Genomic DNA, 16,929 nt, shown 5'->3' with positions numbered 1-16,929 from the left:
ATCACCGCTGGACAGGACCCTCTCATGTCACCATTGATCCAGAGCCTGGACGGGCTGGTGCGCTTCACCCGCGGCCTGTCCCGGCTCGCTGCGCGCGTGATCGGACTCGCCCTGCTAGCCGTCGTTATCTTCATCGGCGTTGAGATCCTGCTGCGCAAGCTGGCCGGTCACTCGCTTTCCGGTGTCCACGAATACTCGGGCTACGTGCTCGCCGTGCTATCGGCCTGGGGGATTTCCCACACCCTGCTCGAACGGGCGCATATCCGTATCGACGTCGTCCATGGCCGCCTGCCGCCACTGTCGCAGCACGCGCTGAATATCGTGTCGCTGCTGGCGCTCAATCTGGTGGCGTGGACGATCGCACTGAACGCCTACCCGGTACTGGTCAAATCGCTCGCCAACGGCTCGACCGCCAACACACCGCTGGCCACGCCGCTGTGGATTCCCCAACTGCTGTGGGCCGCCGGCTACTGCTGGTTCGCCTTCACCACCAGCGTCATCGGCTTGAGGGTGCTGGCCGCGCTGTGCCAGCGGGACGCGCCCACTCTCGATGCGCTGATCGGCATGGATAACGGCGAACTGGCCGAAGCGCCGCTGACGAAGGAGTCACGCTGATGCTCGGATTTCTCTCTGTCGGCATCATGGTGTTACTGCTGGCCGGCATTCCGGTGGCGGTCACGCTGTTTCTGCTCGCTTTCGGCATCGACCAGTTCTTCTCGTTCTTTCCGCTGACCAAGGCGCTCGGGCAGAACCTGTGGTCGGCGGCGGACTCGTTCCTGCTGATCGCGATTCCTCTGTTCGTGCTGATGGGCGAGATCATTGTGCGCGCCGGTATCGCCGAGAAGGCCTACCGCGCCATGGATCACTGGCTCTCATGGCTGCCGGGCGGCCTGATTCACGCCAACATCACCACCGCGGCGCTGTTCTCGGCGACCTCGGGCTCGTCGGTCGCCACCGCCGCGACGATCTCCACCGTGGCGCTGCCTCAGGGCGACAGGCTCAACTACGATCCTCGCCTGTTCTGCGGCAGCATCGCGGCCGGCGGTACGCTGGGGATTCTGATTCCGCCATCGATCAACCTGATCGTCTACGGCTTCCTGACCGAAACGTCGATTCCCAAGCTGTTCATGGCGGGGCTGATCCCCGGCCTAGGCCTGTCGCTGCTGTTCATGGCCGTGGCGCTGGTACTGTGCTGGTGGAAGCCGAGCCTCGGCGGCCCGCGTAACGTCGCCAGCTGGAACGCGCGTTTCCGGAGCCTGGCGTTTCTCGCGCCGCTGCTGATCCTGTTCGCGGTAATCGTCGGCTCGATCTATCTCGGCTGGGCGACTCCCACCGAAGCGGCCGCCGTCGGCGTCATCGTCTCGTTGGGGCTGGCCGCCGCCAATCGGCGCCTGGATCGCCCGATGCTGATGGCCGCGCTAGACGGTACGGTCAAGACGACCTCGATGCTGCTGTTCATCATTCTGGCCGCCTCGTTTCTGAACTTCGCGCTGACCTCGTCAGGGCTGGTCCAGAAACTGACCACGCTGCTGAACACCTACGATCTCTCGCCCTACGGCCTGCTGCTGGCGGTCATCGCGCTGTTCATCGTGCTGGGTTTCTTCATCGAGACGCTGTCGCTGATGGTGATCACCATTCCCATCGTCACGCCGCTGATCGCGGCCGCCGGCTTCGACAAGGTGTGGTTCGGCATCATCATGATCCTGTTCGTCGAAATGGCACTGATCACCCCGCCGGTGGGCCTCAATCTCTATATCGTTCAGGCCGCCCGGCGCGGCAAGCCGTTCTCGGACGTGATCGTCGGCACCCTGCCATTCATCGTCGCCATGCTATTGATGGCCGCGCTGCTGGTGATATTCCCGAGCATCGCGCTGTGGCTACCCGACTCGCTATGATTCTCATTCATTGACGCCCTGACTGACGCGCTCAATGACGCACCCTTGAACAGGAAAACGATCTCATGCTGACTTTCGAAACCCCGCAGGGCACTTTCACTCTCTCACCTCAGCGCCTGGCCATCGCCGGCTGGGCCGGCCGCGATCAGGCCGGCGTGCAGCACCATATCGAGGAGCTGGCCGAGCTCGGCGTCAAGCCGCCGTCTAGCGTGCCGCTGTTCTATCGTGCCAGCGCCCAGCTGCTGACCCAGGCGCCGGACGTCGAGATGCTCGGCGGCGAAGGCTCCGGCGAAGCCGAGGTCTGTCTGGTCAGCGATAGCGAAGGTCGGCTGTGGGTGACGCTGGCCTCCGATCACACCGACCGCAAGCTGGAAGCCGTGGGCGTGGCCGAGTCCAAGCAGCTCTGTGCCAAGCCGGTCGCCACGCAGGCGTGGGCGCTGGAAGAGATCCGCGAGCACTGGGACTCGCTGGAGCTTTCGAGCGAGATCGAGGAGAACGGTCACACCGTCACCTATCAACAAGGCACGCTCGCCGAGCTGCTCGACGTCGATACGCTGCTGGCCAAACTGCCCACCGCCCTCAAGCAGGGCGAATTCCTCGCGCCCAACACGCTGCTGCTGTGCGGAACGGTGCCGGCGATCGGCGGCATCCGCCCCAGCGCCTGCTTCTCGATGACGCTCAACGACCCGGTGCTGGATCGCCGCCTCAGTCATGTCTATACCGTCATCGAACTCGAGGTGGCGCAATGAGCTCATCAGAGACGCCGCAGGATGCCGCGACAGCGTTCTGGGCTCGGCCGCCGCGTCGACGGCGGCTGGCGGACTGGCAGGCAGCGTTAGACGCCGGCGACTTCACGCCGGCAGACGCACTCGAGGCGTTGATCGAACGGGCGAAGACGATGCCCGACGTCATTGCCACGGCCTTCATCGAATTCGATGCCGACAAGCTGCGTGACCGGCTAACGCGGATCGATCCGAACGAGTCGTTGGGCGGCATTCCGATCAGCATCAAGGATCTGTTCGATGTCCACGGCGAGGTGACCCAGGCGGCTTCCCGGGTGTTGGGTAATAGCGCACCAGCCACGGCGGACGCGCCCTCGGTTGCCCGCCTCCGGCGCGCCGGCGCGCTGTTGACCGGACGTACCACCATGAGCGAGTTCGCGTTTTCGGGGCTCGGGCTCAATCAAAATTTCGGCACCCCGCCCAACCCGTTCGACGCCGAGCGTATCACCGGTGGCTCGACCTCCGGCGGCGCGGCTTCGGTCGCCTTTGGTCTGGCGGCGGCAACGCTGGGTAGCGACACCGGCGGCTCGCTGCGGATACCGGCCGCGTTCTGCGGGCTGACCGGCTTCAAGCCCAGCCAGCAAACCGTGCCCGGCGAAGGTGCCTACCCGCTCGCGCCGAGCCTGGATTGCGTCGGCCCCATCGCACCCAGTGTCGACTGCTGCGCGCGGCTGTGGTCGGTGCTGGCCGATCGGCCGATGCCGGCGCTGGATTCGGCCCCGCGGCCGCTACGCCTGGCGATTGCCGATGGCGGGCTGCTGAGCGAGCTGGACGACGCCGTCCGCGACGGCTTCGAAGCGGCCGTGGCCGCGCTCGAAGCCAAGGGATGTCACATCGAACGCCTGAGCTTCGAGGCCGTCGACGGCGCGCTGGCGATCAATCAGCAAGGCGGCCTGGTGGTGCCCGAAGCGGCGGCACTGCATCGTGAGCAGCTCGCGCAAGCCGAGGCGGACTACGATCCGCTGATCGCCGAGCGTCTGAACGGCGGTCGGGATATCAGCGCCGCGGATTACCTCCAGCGTCTATGGCCGAGAGCCGGCTGGCAGCGGCGCTTTGCGGCCGAGATGGCCGGCTTCGACGCCGTACTGCTGCCGACGGTAGCGACGTTGCCGCCAAAGCGAGCCGAACTCGAAAACGATGCCGCCGCGTTCCAGCGGGCGAACCGGCTGGCGCTGCGTAATACCAGCGTCTTCAACTATCTCGACGCGGCTTCGATCTCGCTGCCCTACTTCCCGGTCGGTGCCGACCTGCCGATCGGCCTGATGCTGTCGCGGCCTCAGGGCGACGATGCGGTGCTGTTGCAGCACGCGAGTGTCGTCGAAGCGATGTTGGGAGACTGATCCGCTCGGAGCCGCCCCTCGACGGCTTCAAGGTCTGTCGGTACCGGAGCCGGAGCCCGAGCCGAGCCCGCCGCTGAACCTCCGACCGATCTTTTCGATCAACCCCAGCGGCGGCATGGCCGGCATGTAGAAGCGAGGGATCGAAGGCTGCTGGGCTCGTGGCTCATCTCGCCGGGCACGATCGCCTCGATCCGTTGCCGCGTCGCTCCGCGGTCCGTCCGCCCGGTATCCAACCAGCATCGTCGCCACGGCAATCAGCGCAAAGACGATAAAGCAGAAGGCGTATCCCCGGCTGCCGATCAGATAGCCGGCCAGCGGCGAGCCGACGATCTGGCCCACGGCGATCATCAGAAACGGCAGGCCAAGACCAATGGCGGGCCGGTCCGCGTAGAGCCGGATCCCCCAGACCAGATAGACCCCGGTAAGCATGATGTAAGCGCCACCGAAAAGCGCCGCCGAAACGAGCATCGCTGGGAGGCTGGCAGGCATCAGTGCCAGCAGGCAGAGCGAGAGCGCCAGTGCGCCGAGCGACCCGCGATTAGCGGCGTCGAGGCCGAAACGTTTGACGAGATCCCCCGCCAGCCCTCCGACCAGACCTGCAACGCCGATCAGAATCCAGACGATATTGGCCACTGTCTGGTCGAAATTCCCCTGCGTGACGACCGCTTCGCTCGAGAACGTCCAGTAGGCGGCACTGGCGATTCCCGTGCCCGCCGCGGCCAACATCACTCGCCACGCCGGCGCCCGCCATAAACCGCCTCGATTCTGACGACCTTCTTGCTGGGAAGAATCCTTGCCTGCCTTGGGCGCGGCGTTGACACGCGTCTCGGTGGCCGGGGGTCGCGGTACGCTTAGGAGCAATAGCACGGCGTTCACCAATGCGGTGATCGCGAACGCGGCGTAGGCGACTCGCCATTGGCCGGTGGCGAGAAATGCCACCGGGCCCGAGATCGCAACGCCGAGACTGGTCCCGGCGTTGATGATGGTGTTGGCCCGGCTCTGGCGGGCTTCCGGGATCTCGCGCGCGACGGCCTGGGCCATGGGTGGCGAGGCCAATCCGGTACTCGTTCCCGCCAGCAGAATGGCACCGGCCAGCAACAGCGGGCTCTCGCTGATCGAAACGACCGCCATGCCGGCCGCCGCGATCAGGGCGGCGGCGACGGCCATCAGCCGGGCACCGAAACGCTCCACCAGCACGGCACTGGCCACGATGGCGAGACAATAGCCAACGTAGGCACCGCTGCCGATCGCCCCGGCCATGGCCGAACTCAGCCCGACGTCCTCGCGCATGCTGGGCAGAAACAGCCCGTAGGCAAAGCGCGCCAAACCGTAGCTCACGCCAATCAGCGCTGTGCCGGCAACGATGAGTCGAAGTTCCTGGCGGTTCATATCGGAATCCTCCTTGCTGAAGTGCTGGACGCTACCGAAACGTCCAGACGACAGTCGTGATGTAAAATGATCGTTTTCCTTACGGTCGTAACGAATCCGCCGGCCTTGAACCGGAGAATGGCGCCATGGTGTTGTCAGACCATCAAGGGATTGTTAGCCAGACTGCCAAGGCTTTCCCGAGCGGAATCCGCTAAAGAAGCGCTGAATCAATCGGCGAGCGGGATGAAGCGCAAGGAGCACGGAGCACGGAGCACAGAAGACGAGACATAACATAGGGTCAGGAGAGCCTTCGAGCACCGCGCAACGCAGCGATTCGCCCGCGTAGGCATTTATGCAGTGCTTCCCTAAGTGCGCGCGCCTGCGATCAACCGCCGTGCTGCCCGGCGAGCACCATCCACGGCCGCTCCGCCACGATAGGTCGCGGCGTGGGTCGCGCCTTCGAACAGCAGCAGAATCGCCTCGGCCAGCTCGTCGTCGCGGTGTCCGATCTCCGCCACGACGATGTCGTCGATGCGTTGCCGCAGGCGCTCCTTGTGCCGGGCCATCACCTCGGCGATCTCCGGCACGCCGCCCCCGGTCTCGCCCCAGGCCCGCAGGAATAGGCAGCCCCGCGCGCCCTCCTCGGCGAACCAGGCCTCCAGCGCGCCGAACAGCGCATCGACGCTGTCGGCGTTGATCCGCCGATGGAAGCGACGGTCGCGCTCGTTCAGGACCGCGGCCATCAGGCCGTTCTTGCTGCCGAAGTGCTTGTAGAGCGTGCGGCTCGAGATGCCGGCGGCCTGGGTCAGCCGGTCCATCCCGGTGGCGGTAAAGCCGTGGCGATCGAAGAGCTGCTCGGCGGTCGAAATGAGTCGTGTGCGAATGTCCATGCACTGAGTGTAAAACGATCACTTTACATGTACAAGCATCGATGCGCCGATCAACGATGATAAGATGCCGGCCCGCTCATGACTCGGTGATCGCTCGTGCCGTCAGCCTCGCTCTCTCGTCCCCCGTTACCCGCCTGGCTATGGCTCGTCGCTTTCGGTCTGGCAGCGATCAATCTGCGTGCGCCGATCGTCGTCATCGGACCGGTACTCGATCCGATCATGTCGACGCTCTCCATCGGCGCGGGGACGGCAAGCCTCTTCACCACCGGGATGATTCTCTGTTTCGGACTGCTGTCACCGCTGGCGCCGGGCTTCGCCGATCGCGTCGGCCTCGACCGGGCCATCGCCTGCGCGATCACGCTGATCGCCATCGGCGGCGTGCTGCGCGGTGTTGAGAGTCTGACGATCATGCTGCTGGGCACCCTGTGCGCGGGGATGGGCATCGCCTTCGGCAACGTGTTCATGCCGAGTCTGGTCAAACGTGATCGCGGTGATCGACTCGGCCGCACCATGGGGCTCTATACGGTGATGATGGGCGTCGGCGCCACGATCAGCGCCGGCAGCGCCATTCCGCTGATGAATCTGTCGGGAAGCTGGTCCACGCCAATCTGGCTGTGGGCCGCCTTCGGCATCGGCTCCGCCATCGTGTGGTGGCGGGTGGCGCTCTCGCTGGCCCCGGTCGAACAGGCATCGAGCCGTCGGCCACCGATGTCGCGGCTGTTCCGAAGCCCGGTAGCGTGGACATTGACGCTGTTCATGGGTGCTCAGTCGCTGAGCTTCTATACGCTGCAGACATGGGTACCGGCGGTGGCGATTCAGGCCGGCGTTCCGGTGGCGACCGCCGGGATCATGCTGTCGCTGATCAACCTCACCAGCATCCCGGGCAGCTACGTCGTCGCCAGACTGGCCTCGCGGCTGACCCATCACAGCCTGCTGGTGCTCGGGCTCTGTTCGCTGGTGGCGCTGGCGCTGTTCGGCCTGCTGCTGGCCCCGACCGCCTCGCCGCTGCTGTGGGCGCTGCTGCTGGGTGCCGGTCAGGGCGGCTGCTTCGCCTTCGCGCTGACCATGATCGTGCTGCGCACCCGACAGCCGCAGCACGCCGCAATGCTCTCGGGCATGTCCCAGAGCATCGGCTACCTGATGGGCGCCAGCGGTCCGCTGCTGTTCGGCACGTTGCACGGCCTGAGCGGCGACTGGCAGCTGTCGCTGATCTTCCTGATCGTGCTGCTCGCCGCCCAGAGCGTCGCCGGCGTGCTGATCGGCCGGCCGAAGATGGTCAAGCTGGGTGACGACTGAATTGCCCCGCCGAGCACGCCGTGGTCTTCGCATTATTTCTCGCATGCGCATCGAGGGTGATCACTACCCTCTTTGGCGTAACGATCTCTGATACGCTGTTCTGTCCGACGCGGGCAACGTTCTGGACTGCTTTTCAGCGAGGCTGACGAGCCCCGGGCGCCGGCCGGCATCGAGCGCCGACCTCGAGAAGTTTCCTCCCGACTCGATCACCGAGGACCGATATGGACTGGAACGTGGCTTATGTGTGGCTGGGCATTGCGCTGCTGCTGGGCCTGGCGGAGCTGGCCTCCGGCGCGCTGGTGCTGCTGGCGCTGGCGATCGCGGCCGCCGTGGCGGCGCTGCTGGCCTGGCTGGGGGCGTCGATGACCTGGCAACTGCTGGGTCTGGGGATCGTCGCCGGGGTGCTGCTACCGCTGGTCATCAAGGTGATCCGGCCGTGGTTCTCGCCACCGGGTGTGGATTACGGCACGACCGGCACCGGGGTCGAGAAAGGCCATGAATATCGTACCCTCAAGCGCGATTTCGACGGCGCGACCGGACTCAAGATCAACGGCGATTTCTACCGACTGCGAGTCGCCGACACCGACACGACCGAACTGCCGCTGGGCAGCCCGGTCATCTTTCAGCATTTCGACGGCACCGAGGCCATCGTGACGCTGAAAAGCCCAACGGAGTAACGCATATGGATCTCTTTGCCAGCCCGGGGCTGATTCTCAGCCTGATCATCGTCGCTATCGGCGTGCTGCTCATCGTCAAGGGGCTGGTGATCGTTCGCCAGTCGGAGGTGATGGTCGTGGAGCGTCTGGGCTCTTTCAACCGGCTGCTCGAAAGCGGGATCAACTTCATCATTCCGTTCATCGAACAGCCCCGCGCCATCAGCATGATTCGCTATCGCAAGCAGGGCGAAGAGTACTACCCGATCGCCACCGACGAGATCCGTATCGACCGCCGCGAGACGGTCATGGATTTCCCCGGACAGCCGGTGGTCACCACCGACAACGTGACGGTCACCATCAACGGCGCCCTCTACTATCAGATCATCGATCCCAAGCGGGCGGTCTATGAAGTCGCCAATATGAGTCAGGCCGTCGAGGTGCTGGCCAAGACCACGCTGCGTTCGGTGGTGGGCAAGATGGAGCTCGACAAGCTGTTCGAATCCCGCGCCGAGGTCAACAACGCGATCCAGTCCGCCATGGAAGAGCCGGCGTCCAAGTGGGGCGTGAAGATCTCCCGGGTCGAGGTGCAGGACATCGCCATGCCGGAAGAGGTCGAGAGCGCCATGCGCCTGCAGATGGCCGCCGAGCGTAAACGCCGCGCGACGGTGACCGAAGCCGAGGGTGAGAAATCCGCTGCCATCGCCATGGCGCAGGGTCAGCGCGAATCGTCGATTCTCAATGCCGAAGGCGACAAGCAGTCCGCCATCCTGCGCGCCCAGGGCGAGCAGGAATCGATCAAGCTGGTGCTCAATGCCATCGGCGAGACGGAGGAGAACAAACGCACCGTGGTGGGTTATCTGCTGGGCCAGAGCTACATCAAGGCGCTACCGACCATGGCCAAGGATGGCGAGCGCGTGTTCGTGCCTTACGAGTCTTCCGCCCTGCTGGGCAGCATGGGGATGTTCCGGGAAATGGCCGGTTCACCGGAAGATGTCGTGGGCCAGCATGTCAAAAACCGCCCGAGTGGCGCCGACCTGCGCAGCGGCATGGTCGGCGGCGCCGCCGGCCAGGGCTGACCGGCCGGTCTACGACCCCATCTGAAACGGATAGACGTTGCCGATTCCCAGCAGCCGGGTCAGTTCGTCGAGCGCGGTTAGCGTCTCGTCGGCGAGCCGGGGATCGGCCAGCTCGTCCGGGGTCAGGCTGTCACGGTAGTGACGCTCGACCCAGCCCACCAGGTCGGCATATAGCGCATCGTTCAGCAGCACCCGTCCGCTCAGCGCCTGGCGCTCGGCCGCCGAAAGCACCACCCGCAGACGCAGGCAAGCCGGGCCGCCGCCGTTGCGCATGCTCTGCTTGACGTCCTTGACCGTGACTTCGCTGATCGGGTTGTAACCCGCCAGCAGCAGATCCTGAATCGTTCTCCACACCGCCTCGTTCTCCTGACACTCCCCCGGCACCACCAGCGTCATGCTGCCATCCGGATTCGACAGCAGCTGCGAGTTGAACAGGTAGGTCGAGACCGCGTCCTCGAGGCTGATCGCCTCGCTCGGTACCCGCACCGGGATCAACGGCGAAGCCATTCGGGCGCGCAGCGCCTCCAGCGTCTTCTCCTCGTCGAGAAATGCCATCTCGTGATAGAGCAGTACCGGCCCGTTGCCCACCGCAATCACGTCGTTGTGGAAGACGCCGGCGTCGATGGCATCCGGATGCTGCTGGGCAAAGACGGTCTGGGAATCCTCGAGCCCGTGCTGGCGCGCGATCGCCTGGCTCGCTTCCAGCGTCTGTCGTGCCGGATAGCGCTGGGGGGCGCGCTCACCGCCGAAGGCCTGTCGGCCGTAGACGAACAGATGCACGCCGGCCTCGTCGTACTCGCCACACAGGCGGGTGTGATTGGCCGCACCCTCGTCGGAGAACGCCGGCGTCGCCGGCAGCACGCTGTGGTGGGCGAAGTGGCGCTCGTCACGGAAAATCGACGCCAGTACGCGGCCGGTGGTTTCCGGTTCGAGATAGCGATGGAAGCTCGACTGCAGATTGGCCGGCGTGAAGTGCACGCGACCGTCCGGAGCATCGAAACCCGGCGTGATGGTGGCGGCGTTGGCGGTCCACATCGAGGAGGCCGAACACACCGCGCGCAGCAGCTGCGGCGCTTCCTGCGCGGCTCGCGCGAGTATCTCGGTGTTGCTGCCGCCAAACCCCAGGGCACGCAGCGCACCCAGATCCGGGCGCTGCTGCGGCGGCAATACGCCCTGGGCGTAGCCTGAGTCCATCAGCGACTTCATCTTGGCCAGGCCCTGCAGCGCCGCCTCGCGCGGGTTGGAGGCCAATCCGCCGTGGCGCATCGAGGCCACGTTGCCGTGGGCCAGCCCGGCGTAATTGTGCGTCGGGCCGACCAGGCCGTCGAAATTGACTTCACGCACGTCCGGCGCGGAAGCGTTCGTCGTGTCGCTCATCGCGTGACTCCACTTGTGGCCTGACTGGTGGCGTAGCTGATGTCTTGGCTAATGGGATTGCTGACGGAATCGCTCATAGCCGAATGCCGGGCGGCAACTCCGCAGGCAGGGTCAGCGTATCGGCCTCCATCGAGGCGACCGGGTAGGCGCAGTAGTCCGCCGCGTAATAGGCGCTCGGGCGATGGTTGCCGCTGTCGCCGATCCCGCCAAACGGCGCATCGCTGGAGGCCCCGGTGGTCTGACGATTCCAGTTGACGATGCCGGCCCGAATCCGCAGCAGGAAGTCGTCCCAATCTGGCTGGTCCCCGCCGATAAGTCCGGCCGAAAGTCCGTAGCGGGTAGCGTTGGCCAGCTCGATCGCCTCGTCCCAGCTCCGGTAACGATCGACCTTGAGCAGCGGGCCGAAGTGCTCTTCATCGGGCACGTCGCAGCCGGTGACATCGACCAGCCCCGGCGACAGCAGACTCGTGCCGGCCTGCAGCGACTGCATCCGCACCAGCACCCTGCCACCGCGGGCTTCGAGGTCGCGCTGGGCCTCGAGCAGACCTTCCGCCGCCTGCGGGCTGACCAGTCCGGCATAGAACGGCGCCGGTTCGCTGAAGGGCTCGGCCACATGCAGTTCGGCCAGTGTCCGCGCCAGCTTCTCGAGCAGTCGATCGCCGGATTCTCCCTGCGGCACGATCAGACGACGTGCACAGGTACAGCGCTGACCGCCGGAGAGAAACGCCGACTGGATGATGGTCAGCACGGCGGCGTCGAGATCGCGCACATCCTTGACCACCAGCGGGTTGTTGCCGCCCAGTTCCAGCGCCAGAATCTTGCCGACCTGACCGCCGAACTGACGATGCAGCAGCCCGCCGACCTTGGCGCTGCCGGTGAACAGCAGGCCGTCGATATCGGCGTTGCCCGCCAATGCCTGCCCCACTTCCGCCGCGCCCTGGACCAGGTTGATCACTCCGGCAGGCAGGCCCGCCCGCTCCCAGCACTGCAGGGTCAGGTCAGCGGTCATCGGGGTCTGTTCGCTGGGCTTGAACACCACGCAGTTGCCGGCCAGCAGCGACGGCACGATATGGCCGTTGGGCAGATGCCCCGGGAAGTTGTAGGGGCCGAAAACCGCCAGCACGCCATGCGGGCGGTGCCGTAATACCGCCCGTGTGCCGCCGGCATCGCGGGCGCGCTCGCCGGTGCGTTCGTGGTAGGCGGTGAGCGAGACCGCCACCTTGGCGATCATCGCGCCCACTTCGGTGCGCGCTTCCCAGATCGGCTTGCCGGTCTCATGGGCGATACTAAGGGCGAGCGGTTCGCGATTGGCTTCCAGCTCGTCCCGAAAGCGTTCGACCACGGCCTGACGCTCGGCGAACGGCCGCCGCCCCCAGCTAGGGAACGCACGCCGTGCCGCTGCGATCGCTTCGTCGACCTGCTCGGGGGAGGCCGCTGCGGCCTGCCATAACGTGTCGCCCGTGATGGGGTCGCGCTTGTCGAACCGCGCAGCGGCGCCATCGATCCAATGACCGTCGATCAGCAGTTGTTGCTTGGCGTGCATACATCACTCCTAGTTGTTCTGGAAATTGCGTCGGCCGTTCGTCGGCACTCAGGACTCGAGCACCCGCAAGGCATCGCCACTGGCCACGTTCAACCGCTCGGCTTCCGCCGTGGTCAGAGTGATCACTCCGTCCTCGCTGGGGCCGCGGCCGATCCAGCTGCAGCGGAAATCACTCATTCCGGTGGTGGCCGCCATCCAGCCGGGGCGTTCGGACTGTTCCAGTCGCTCGCTACTGACCTCGACCGTGACGCAGGACGAGTGGCGGATCGCGCGAACGTCGTCGATATAGGCCTCGACCGTGGGCCCGCCATCGAAGATGTCGATATAGCCTTCCCAGCGCAGCCCTTCCTTCTTCAGCATCTCCAGCGCGGGCCGGGTGTGCTCGTGGACCTGGCCGATACACTCTCGCGCCGCCTGCGGCAGAAACGGCGTATAGATCGGGTATTTCGGCATCAGCTCGCCGATGAAACTCTTCTGACCCAGCCCGGTGAGCTGGTCGGCCTGCTTGAATTCCATCGGAAAGAAGTGGCTGCCGAGACTGTCCCAGAACGGGCTGACGCCGTCGGGGCTGAACACGCCGCGCATCTCCGCCAGCACCTTGGCCGGAAAACATTCGCGGAACTCCGCCATGAACAGCCAGCGCGCCTTGGAGAGCAGCGTGCCGTTGCGATCGCGGCGATAGGCCGGACGCAGAAACAGCGAGGCAACTTCGGCATCGCCGGTATGGTCGGAACTCAGAAACAGCGTATCGATAGTGCGGTGCAGATCGAGCTGGACCGACGAGTGCGCCAGTTTGCCGACGCGGTAGTGATAGAACGGCGTCTCGCGGCCGACCTCGGCCTCGATTGCGCAGCAGCCCGCCAGTTCACCGCTCTGCTCGTCCTCGAGCACGAAGAAATAGAGCCGCTCCTGCTCGGGGACGCGGCCTTCGAAGGCCGCCACCGCGTTGTCGATCTTGGCACTCAGAAATTCGCGGCTGTTGGGCAGCGAGGTGAAACCGACACCGGTCTCCTGCGCCAACGCCTGCAGTTCGTCGATATCGTGATGCCCAATGGGTCGCAGGCGCATTACAGTTCTCCCTCGTCCAGCGCGTCTTCGACATTGGGTAGCGCCAGCGGCGCGACCAGTACGGCACGACCCTCTTCGACGCCAAGCAGCGCGGCCTGCTCTTCCGACAGCATCAGTTGACCGGTCGGCGTGAGCGCATAGCGCGCAACAGTGCAGCGGAAATCGGCCAGTTGCTGATTAGCGACCATCGCCGGTTCGGCATCCGGCAACGAGGCCGCCGGGCGAATCCGTACCGGATGCCAGCCGCAGTGGGTCAACGTGCGCAGGCGCTGACGCTCGCCTCTCACCACGGGTCCGGCGTCGAAGATATCGACGTGGCGCGAGCGCACGAAACCTTCGGCGAGCATTTCCTGCAGCGCCTGTTCATGATCCGGGTGTTCACGTCCGATCGCCGCGCGGGCCTGGGGCGTCAGCAGCGGCAGATAAAGCGGAAACTGCGGCATCACCTCGGCGATGAAGCTCTTCGAGCGTACACCCGCTAGCAGGTTGATCTCGTGATAGCCCTGCTCGAAGAAGTGATGGCCGACACTGTCCCAGAAAGGCGACCTGCCCTCCTCGTCGAGATAGCCCGGAAAGGCGACGCCCAGCGTCTGCGCGAAGCGCTCGGGATACTGGGCGATGAACATCAGCCGGGCGCGGCGCAGCAACGTGGCCGCGCTGGTGCCGCGGTAGCGCGAATCCAGCGACAGCGCGCACAGTAGCGAGACTTCCGACATCTCGTGGGAGAGCGACAGCGTCTGCACCTCGTGGCGCAGATTGAGCTGCTGCGAGGCGTGGATCAGGGTTTCCTGACGATAGGTGTAGTAGGCGTCCTGCGCCCCCGCCTGCGCCCGGATGCTGGCGGTGCCGACGATCTCGCCCAGGTCCCGATCCTCGAGCACGAAGGTGTAGAGCTCGTCGCCAGGGAAGTCGACGTTGTGGGCCAGCGCGCGCGAGGAGCGGGCAATCCGCTCCTCGAGCCGGTCACGATGCGCGGGAAGATTGGTCAGCCGGGGCGTGGCGCCACCGGCAAGCCGCTCGATCGCGGCCAGATCGCCCGACTGCGCCGGGCGAACCAGCAGGTTACCCACACTGCGTGCCGCGGGATCATCCATGCCACTGGAAACGATATCGGAGGCGATCATGATGGGTTGACGAGCTGCCCGATGGCGATCTCGAGCCGCGCCATGCCCTCCTGAAGATCCGCTTCCGGAATCACCAGCGACGGCGCCATACGCAGCACGTTGGGACCGGCGACCAGAATCATCAGCCCCTGTTCGAGGGCCAGCGGCAGAATATCCCGTGCCTTGCCGTGGAAGTCGTCGCTCATCTCGGCGCCGATCAGCAGGCCCATGCCGCGGATCTCCTTGAACACGCCGTACTTGCGATTGATCACCTCGAGATGCTCGCGGAACAGCGCGTGACGACGTTCGACGCCTTCCAGAACCTCCGGCGTGTCGATGGTGGTCAGCGCCGCCAGACCCACGGCACAGGCCAGCGCGTTGCCGCCGTAGGTGGAACCGTGCGTACCCACCGCCAGCGACGGCGCGACCCGATCGGTGGTCAGCATCGCGCCGATCGGGAAGCCGCCGCCCAGGGCCTTGGCCGTGGTCAGGATGTCCGGCGTCACGTCATAGTGCATGTAGGCATAGAGCTTACCGGTACGGCCGACGCCGGATTGCACTTCGTCGACTACCAGCAGCGCCTGATGCTGATCGCACAGCTCGCGCAGGCCCTGCATGAATTCCGGCGTTGCCGGTGTCACGCCGCCTTCGCCCTGGATCGGCTCGACCACGATGGCGCAGGTCTCGTCGTCGATCAGCGCGCGCACGCTGTCGAGATCGTTGAACTCGGCGTGGACGATGCCGCCCGGGATCGGGCCGAAACCTTCGGAATACTTCGGCTGACCGCCGACGCTGACGGTGAACAGGGTGCGGCCGTGAAACGCCTGCTTGAACGAGATGATCTTGTGCTTCTTCTCGCCGAAGTTGTCGAACGCCCAGCGACGCGCCAGCTTGAAGGCCGCTTCGTTGGCTTCGCCGCCGGAAGAGCAGAAGTACGCCTTGTCGGCGAAGGTCCGCTCGACCATCTGCTTGGCCAGCGCCAGCGCCGGCTCGTTGGTATAGACGTTGGAGAGATGCCACAGCTTGTTGGCCTGGGTGGTCAGCGCATTGACCAAGGCCGGATGACAGTGCCCCAGCGCATTGACCGCGATGCCACCGGCGAAATCGATGTACTCCTTCTCCGCCTGATCCCACAGTCGGCTGCCTTCGCCGCGCACCGGAATCGCCTGCTGCGGCGAATAGTTGGGGGTCATATAGCTGTCGAAATCGTCACGTGTCGGGCTCGCGGCCATGTCTTTCTCCCTGGAGGTTAGGGGGTGTCGAATAAGTATGTCGAATGAGTATAAGGAGGCGACGGCCTCGCGGCTTTCAGCGATGGGACGGCAAATTGCGAAAAGCGCCCCGTTGCCACGAGGGCCGTCATTGACCCTGTCATTGAAGTGCCGCCACTGACTAGCTGCCACTGACCGGCTACCGGATACCGGATACCGGATACCGGATACCGGATACCGGATAAAAGCTTTTGGGTTTGTCTGAAAAGTCGTCGAGCGTCATCGCACGGGTTGTGTTCGCGACGACTGCCCCGATGTCGGAGTGTACCTCTGCCACTTTCGTGGGAGCCATCCCCTCGCCGATCACCATCGCCGCAGACTCACGGCCGGCGAGGCGCAGGCCAAAACAGCAAAGCCGCAACCGCTAAGTTAAAACTGCTAAGCCAAAACCGCTAAGGAAGACATCTGATGAAAATCGATCTGACAGGCAAGACCGCCATCGTCACCGGGTCCACCGCCGGCATCGGGCTGGCCATCGCCAAGGGCCTGGCCGGCGCCGGTGCCGCCGTGACCGTCACCGGCCGGACCCAGGCGCGCGTCGACGACGCCATCGCCACCCTCAAGCAGGCGCTCCCGGCCGCCACCCTCGACGGCGTGGCCGCCGATCTGGGCACGGCCGAGGGTTGCCAGGCGTTGATCGAGCAGAAGCCGGACTGCGATATTCTGATCAACAACGTCGGTATCTTCGGGCCCAAGGACTTCTTCGAGATTCCCGATGACGAGTGGCAGCAGTTCTTCGACGTCAACGTGATGAGCGCGGTGCGGCTGTCGCGCCACTATGCCCAGGGCATGAAGCAGCGCGACTGGGGTCGAATCCAGTTTCTGTCGAGCGAGTCCGCGCTCAACATCCCGGCGGAGATGGTTCACTACGGCATGACCAAGAGCGCGGTGCAGTCGATCTCGCGCGGACTGGCCAAGGTTCTGGCGGGCACCCAGGTCACGGTCAACGCGGTGCTTCCCGGGCCGACCAAGTCCGAAGGGGTGGGCAAGATGATTGCCGACATCGCCCAGCAGCAAGGCATCAGCGAGGCCGAGGCGGAAGCCAACTTCGTCAAGGAGAACCGGCCGTCGTCGATCATCCAGCGAGTCGCCGAGGTCGAGGAAGTCGCCAACCTCAGCGTCTACCTGGCTTCACCTCAGGCCAGCGCCACCACCGGCGCGGCGATGCGGGTCGAAGGTGGGATCGTCGACACGATGGCCTGAAGCCGCGAGCCGCGAGCCGCGAGCCGAGAAAGCCAACACGGGCTTAATTGCGAGAAAAGGG

At 65.2% G+C, this 16,929-nt stretch carries 15 protein-coding genes; 8 read left to right on the top strand and 7 right to left on the bottom strand.

Features of this window, described 5'->3' with window-relative positions; translation table 11 throughout:
- Positions 1-24: 24 nt before the first annotated feature.
- From DOM58_RS07940 to DOM58_RS07925, 4 genes are all read left to right on the top strand, one after another.
- Positions 25-615 carry a TRAP transporter small permease subunit gene (locus DOM58_RS07940; protein WP_110692423.1) on the top strand — a complete coding sequence of 197 codons (591 nt, stop codon included), beginning with the start codon at positions 25-27 and terminating at the stop codon, positions 613-615.
- Positions 615-1,895, top strand: coding sequence for a TRAP transporter large permease (locus tag DOM58_RS07935; RefSeq protein ID WP_110692422.1), 1,281 nt, complete (start codon positions 615-617; stop codon positions 1,893-1,895). Before DOM58_RS07940 ends, DOM58_RS07935 begins: the two co-directional genes overlap by 1 nt.
- A 65-nt stretch (positions 1,896-1,960) precedes the next feature.
- Positions 1,961-2,644 carry a DUF2848 domain-containing protein gene (locus DOM58_RS07930; protein ID WP_110692421.1) on the top strand — a complete coding sequence of 228 codons (684 nt, stop codon included), beginning with the start codon at positions 1,961-1,963 and terminating at the stop codon, positions 2,642-2,644.
- Positions 2,641-4,017 (top strand): amidase, encoded by a 1,377-nt coding sequence (locus tag DOM58_RS07925; protein ID WP_110692420.1) that lies wholly within the window; start codon positions 2,641-2,643, stop codon positions 4,015-4,017. Before DOM58_RS07930 ends, DOM58_RS07925 begins: the two co-directional genes overlap by 4 nt.
- 27 nt (positions 4,018-4,044) lie before the next feature.
- On the opposite strand, the gene DOM58_RS07920 is transcribed toward DOM58_RS07925, so the two are convergent.
- Both DOM58_RS07920 and DOM58_RS07915 read right to left on the bottom strand, forming a co-directional pair.
- On the bottom strand, positions 4,045-5,406 hold the full coding sequence (locus DOM58_RS07920) for an MFS transporter (RefSeq protein WP_110692419.1): 1,362 nt from the start codon (positions 5,404-5,406) through the stop codon (positions 4,045-4,047).
- Positions 5,407-5,750: 344 nt separating this feature from the next.
- Positions 5,751-6,275 (bottom strand): TetR/AcrR family transcriptional regulator, encoded by a 525-nt coding sequence (locus DOM58_RS07915; protein ID WP_110692418.1) that lies wholly within the window; start codon positions 6,273-6,275, stop codon positions 5,751-5,753.
- A 96-nt stretch (positions 6,276-6,371) separates the two neighbouring features.
- Between DOM58_RS07915 and DOM58_RS07910 the strand changes: the two genes are divergently transcribed.
- From DOM58_RS07910 to DOM58_RS07900, 3 genes are all read left to right on the top strand, one after another.
- On the top strand, positions 6,372-7,571 hold the full coding sequence (locus DOM58_RS07910; RefSeq protein ID WP_110692417.1) for an MFS transporter: 1,200 nt from the start codon (positions 6,372-6,374) through the stop codon (positions 7,569-7,571).
- Between the two features lie 221 nt (positions 7,572-7,792).
- Positions 7,793-8,248 (top strand): nodulation efficiency, NfeD-like protein, encoded by a 456-nt coding sequence (locus tag DOM58_RS07905; protein ID WP_110692416.1) that lies wholly within the window; start codon positions 7,793-7,795, stop codon positions 8,246-8,248.
- Between the two features lie 5 nt (positions 8,249-8,253).
- Positions 8,254-9,303, top strand: coding sequence for an SPFH domain-containing protein (locus tag DOM58_RS07900; protein ID WP_110692415.1), 1,050 nt, complete (start codon positions 8,254-8,256; stop codon positions 9,301-9,303).
- A 9-nt stretch (positions 9,304-9,312) separates the two neighbouring features.
- On the opposite strand, the gene astB is transcribed toward DOM58_RS07900, so the two are convergent.
- The 5 genes from astB to DOM58_RS07875 form a co-directional block, all read right to left on the bottom strand.
- Entirely contained in the window at positions 9,313-10,680 is a 1,368-nt protein-coding gene (astB, locus tag DOM58_RS07895; RefSeq protein WP_110692414.1) for an N-succinylarginine dihydrolase, read from the bottom strand.
- A gap of 73 nt (positions 10,681-10,753) precedes the next feature.
- Positions 10,754-12,223: a succinylglutamate-semialdehyde dehydrogenase gene (gene astD / locus DOM58_RS07890; RefSeq protein ID WP_110692413.1), complete on the bottom strand. Its 1,470-nt coding sequence runs from the start codon at positions 12,221-12,223 to the stop codon at positions 10,754-10,756.
- 48 nt (positions 12,224-12,271) lie between these two features.
- A complete protein-coding gene (astA, locus tag DOM58_RS07885; protein WP_110692412.1) occupies positions 12,272-13,291 on the bottom strand; it encodes an arginine N-succinyltransferase in 1,020 nt (339 codons plus the stop codon).
- Positions 13,291-14,385 carry an arginine N-succinyltransferase gene (locus tag DOM58_RS07880; protein WP_075561145.1) on the bottom strand — a complete coding sequence of 365 codons (1,095 nt, stop codon included), beginning with the start codon at positions 14,383-14,385 and terminating at the stop codon, positions 13,291-13,293. The genes astA and DOM58_RS07880 overlap by 1 nt, the downstream gene beginning before the upstream one ends.
- Before the next feature lie 26 nt (positions 14,386-14,411).
- Positions 14,412-15,626 carry an aspartate aminotransferase family protein gene (locus tag DOM58_RS07875; protein WP_110692411.1) on the bottom strand — a complete coding sequence of 405 codons (1,215 nt, stop codon included), beginning with the start codon at positions 15,624-15,626 and terminating at the stop codon, positions 14,412-14,414.
- 447 nt (positions 15,627-16,073) lie between these two features.
- On the opposite strand from DOM58_RS07875, the gene DOM58_RS07870 reads away from it, so the two are divergent.
- A complete protein-coding gene (locus DOM58_RS07870; RefSeq protein ID WP_110692410.1) occupies positions 16,074-16,868 on the top strand; it encodes an SDR family NAD(P)-dependent oxidoreductase in 795 nt (264 codons plus the stop codon).
- Positions 16,869-16,929: the final 61 nt, after the last annotated feature.

It is taken from the genome of Salinicola halophyticus (genome assembly GCF_003206695.1).
GTDB classification, from domain to species: Bacteria; Pseudomonadota; Gammaproteobacteria; order Pseudomonadales; family Halomonadaceae; genus Salinicola; species Salinicola halophyticus.
Note: the sequence above shows the minus strand (reverse complement) of the source record. Positions and strands in the feature narration are given on the sequence as shown.

Coding starts and splice junctions, on each gene's coding strand:
- astD (WP_110692413.1), bottom strand. CDS start 12,223: ATGCACGCCAAGCAACAACTGCTGATCGACGGTCATTGGATCGATGGC.
- DOM58_RS07940 (WP_110692423.1), top strand. CDS start 25: ATGTCACCATTGATCCAGAGCCTGGACGGGCTGGTGCGCTTCACCCGC.
- DOM58_RS07930 (WP_110692421.1), top strand. CDS start 1,961: ATGCTGACTTTCGAAACCCCGCAGGGCACTTTCACTCTCTCACCTCAG.
- DOM58_RS07935 (WP_110692422.1), top strand. CDS start 615: ATGCTCGGATTTCTCTCTGTCGGCATCATGGTGTTACTGCTGGCCGGC.
- DOM58_RS07875 (WP_110692411.1), bottom strand. CDS start 15,626: ATGGCCGCGAGCCCGACACGTGACGATTTCGACAGCTATATGACCCCC.
- DOM58_RS07920 (WP_110692419.1), bottom strand. CDS start 5,406: ATGAACCGCCAGGAACTTCGACTCATCGTTGCCGGCACAGCGCTGATT.
- DOM58_RS07905 (WP_110692416.1), top strand. CDS start 7,793: ATGGACTGGAACGTGGCTTATGTGTGGCTGGGCATTGCGCTGCTGCTG.
- DOM58_RS07880 (WP_075561145.1), bottom strand. CDS start 14,385: ATGGATGATCCCGCGGCACGCAGTGTGGGTAACCTGCTGGTTCGCCCG.
- astB (WP_110692414.1), bottom strand. CDS start 10,680: ATGAGCGACACGACGAACGCTTCCGCGCCGGACGTGCGTGAAGTCAAT.
- DOM58_RS07925 (WP_110692420.1), top strand. CDS start 2,641: ATGAGCTCATCAGAGACGCCGCAGGATGCCGCGACAGCGTTCTGGGCT.
- astA (WP_110692412.1), bottom strand. CDS start 13,291: ATGCGCCTGCGACCCATTGGGCATCACGATATCGACGAACTGCAGGCG.
- DOM58_RS07915 (WP_110692418.1), bottom strand. CDS start 6,275: ATGGACATTCGCACACGACTCATTTCGACCGCCGAGCAGCTCTTCGAT.
- DOM58_RS07870 (WP_110692410.1), top strand. CDS start 16,074: ATGAAAATCGATCTGACAGGCAAGACCGCCATCGTCACCGGGTCCACC.
- DOM58_RS07900 (WP_110692415.1), top strand. CDS start 8,254: ATGGATCTCTTTGCCAGCCCGGGGCTGATTCTCAGCCTGATCATCGTC.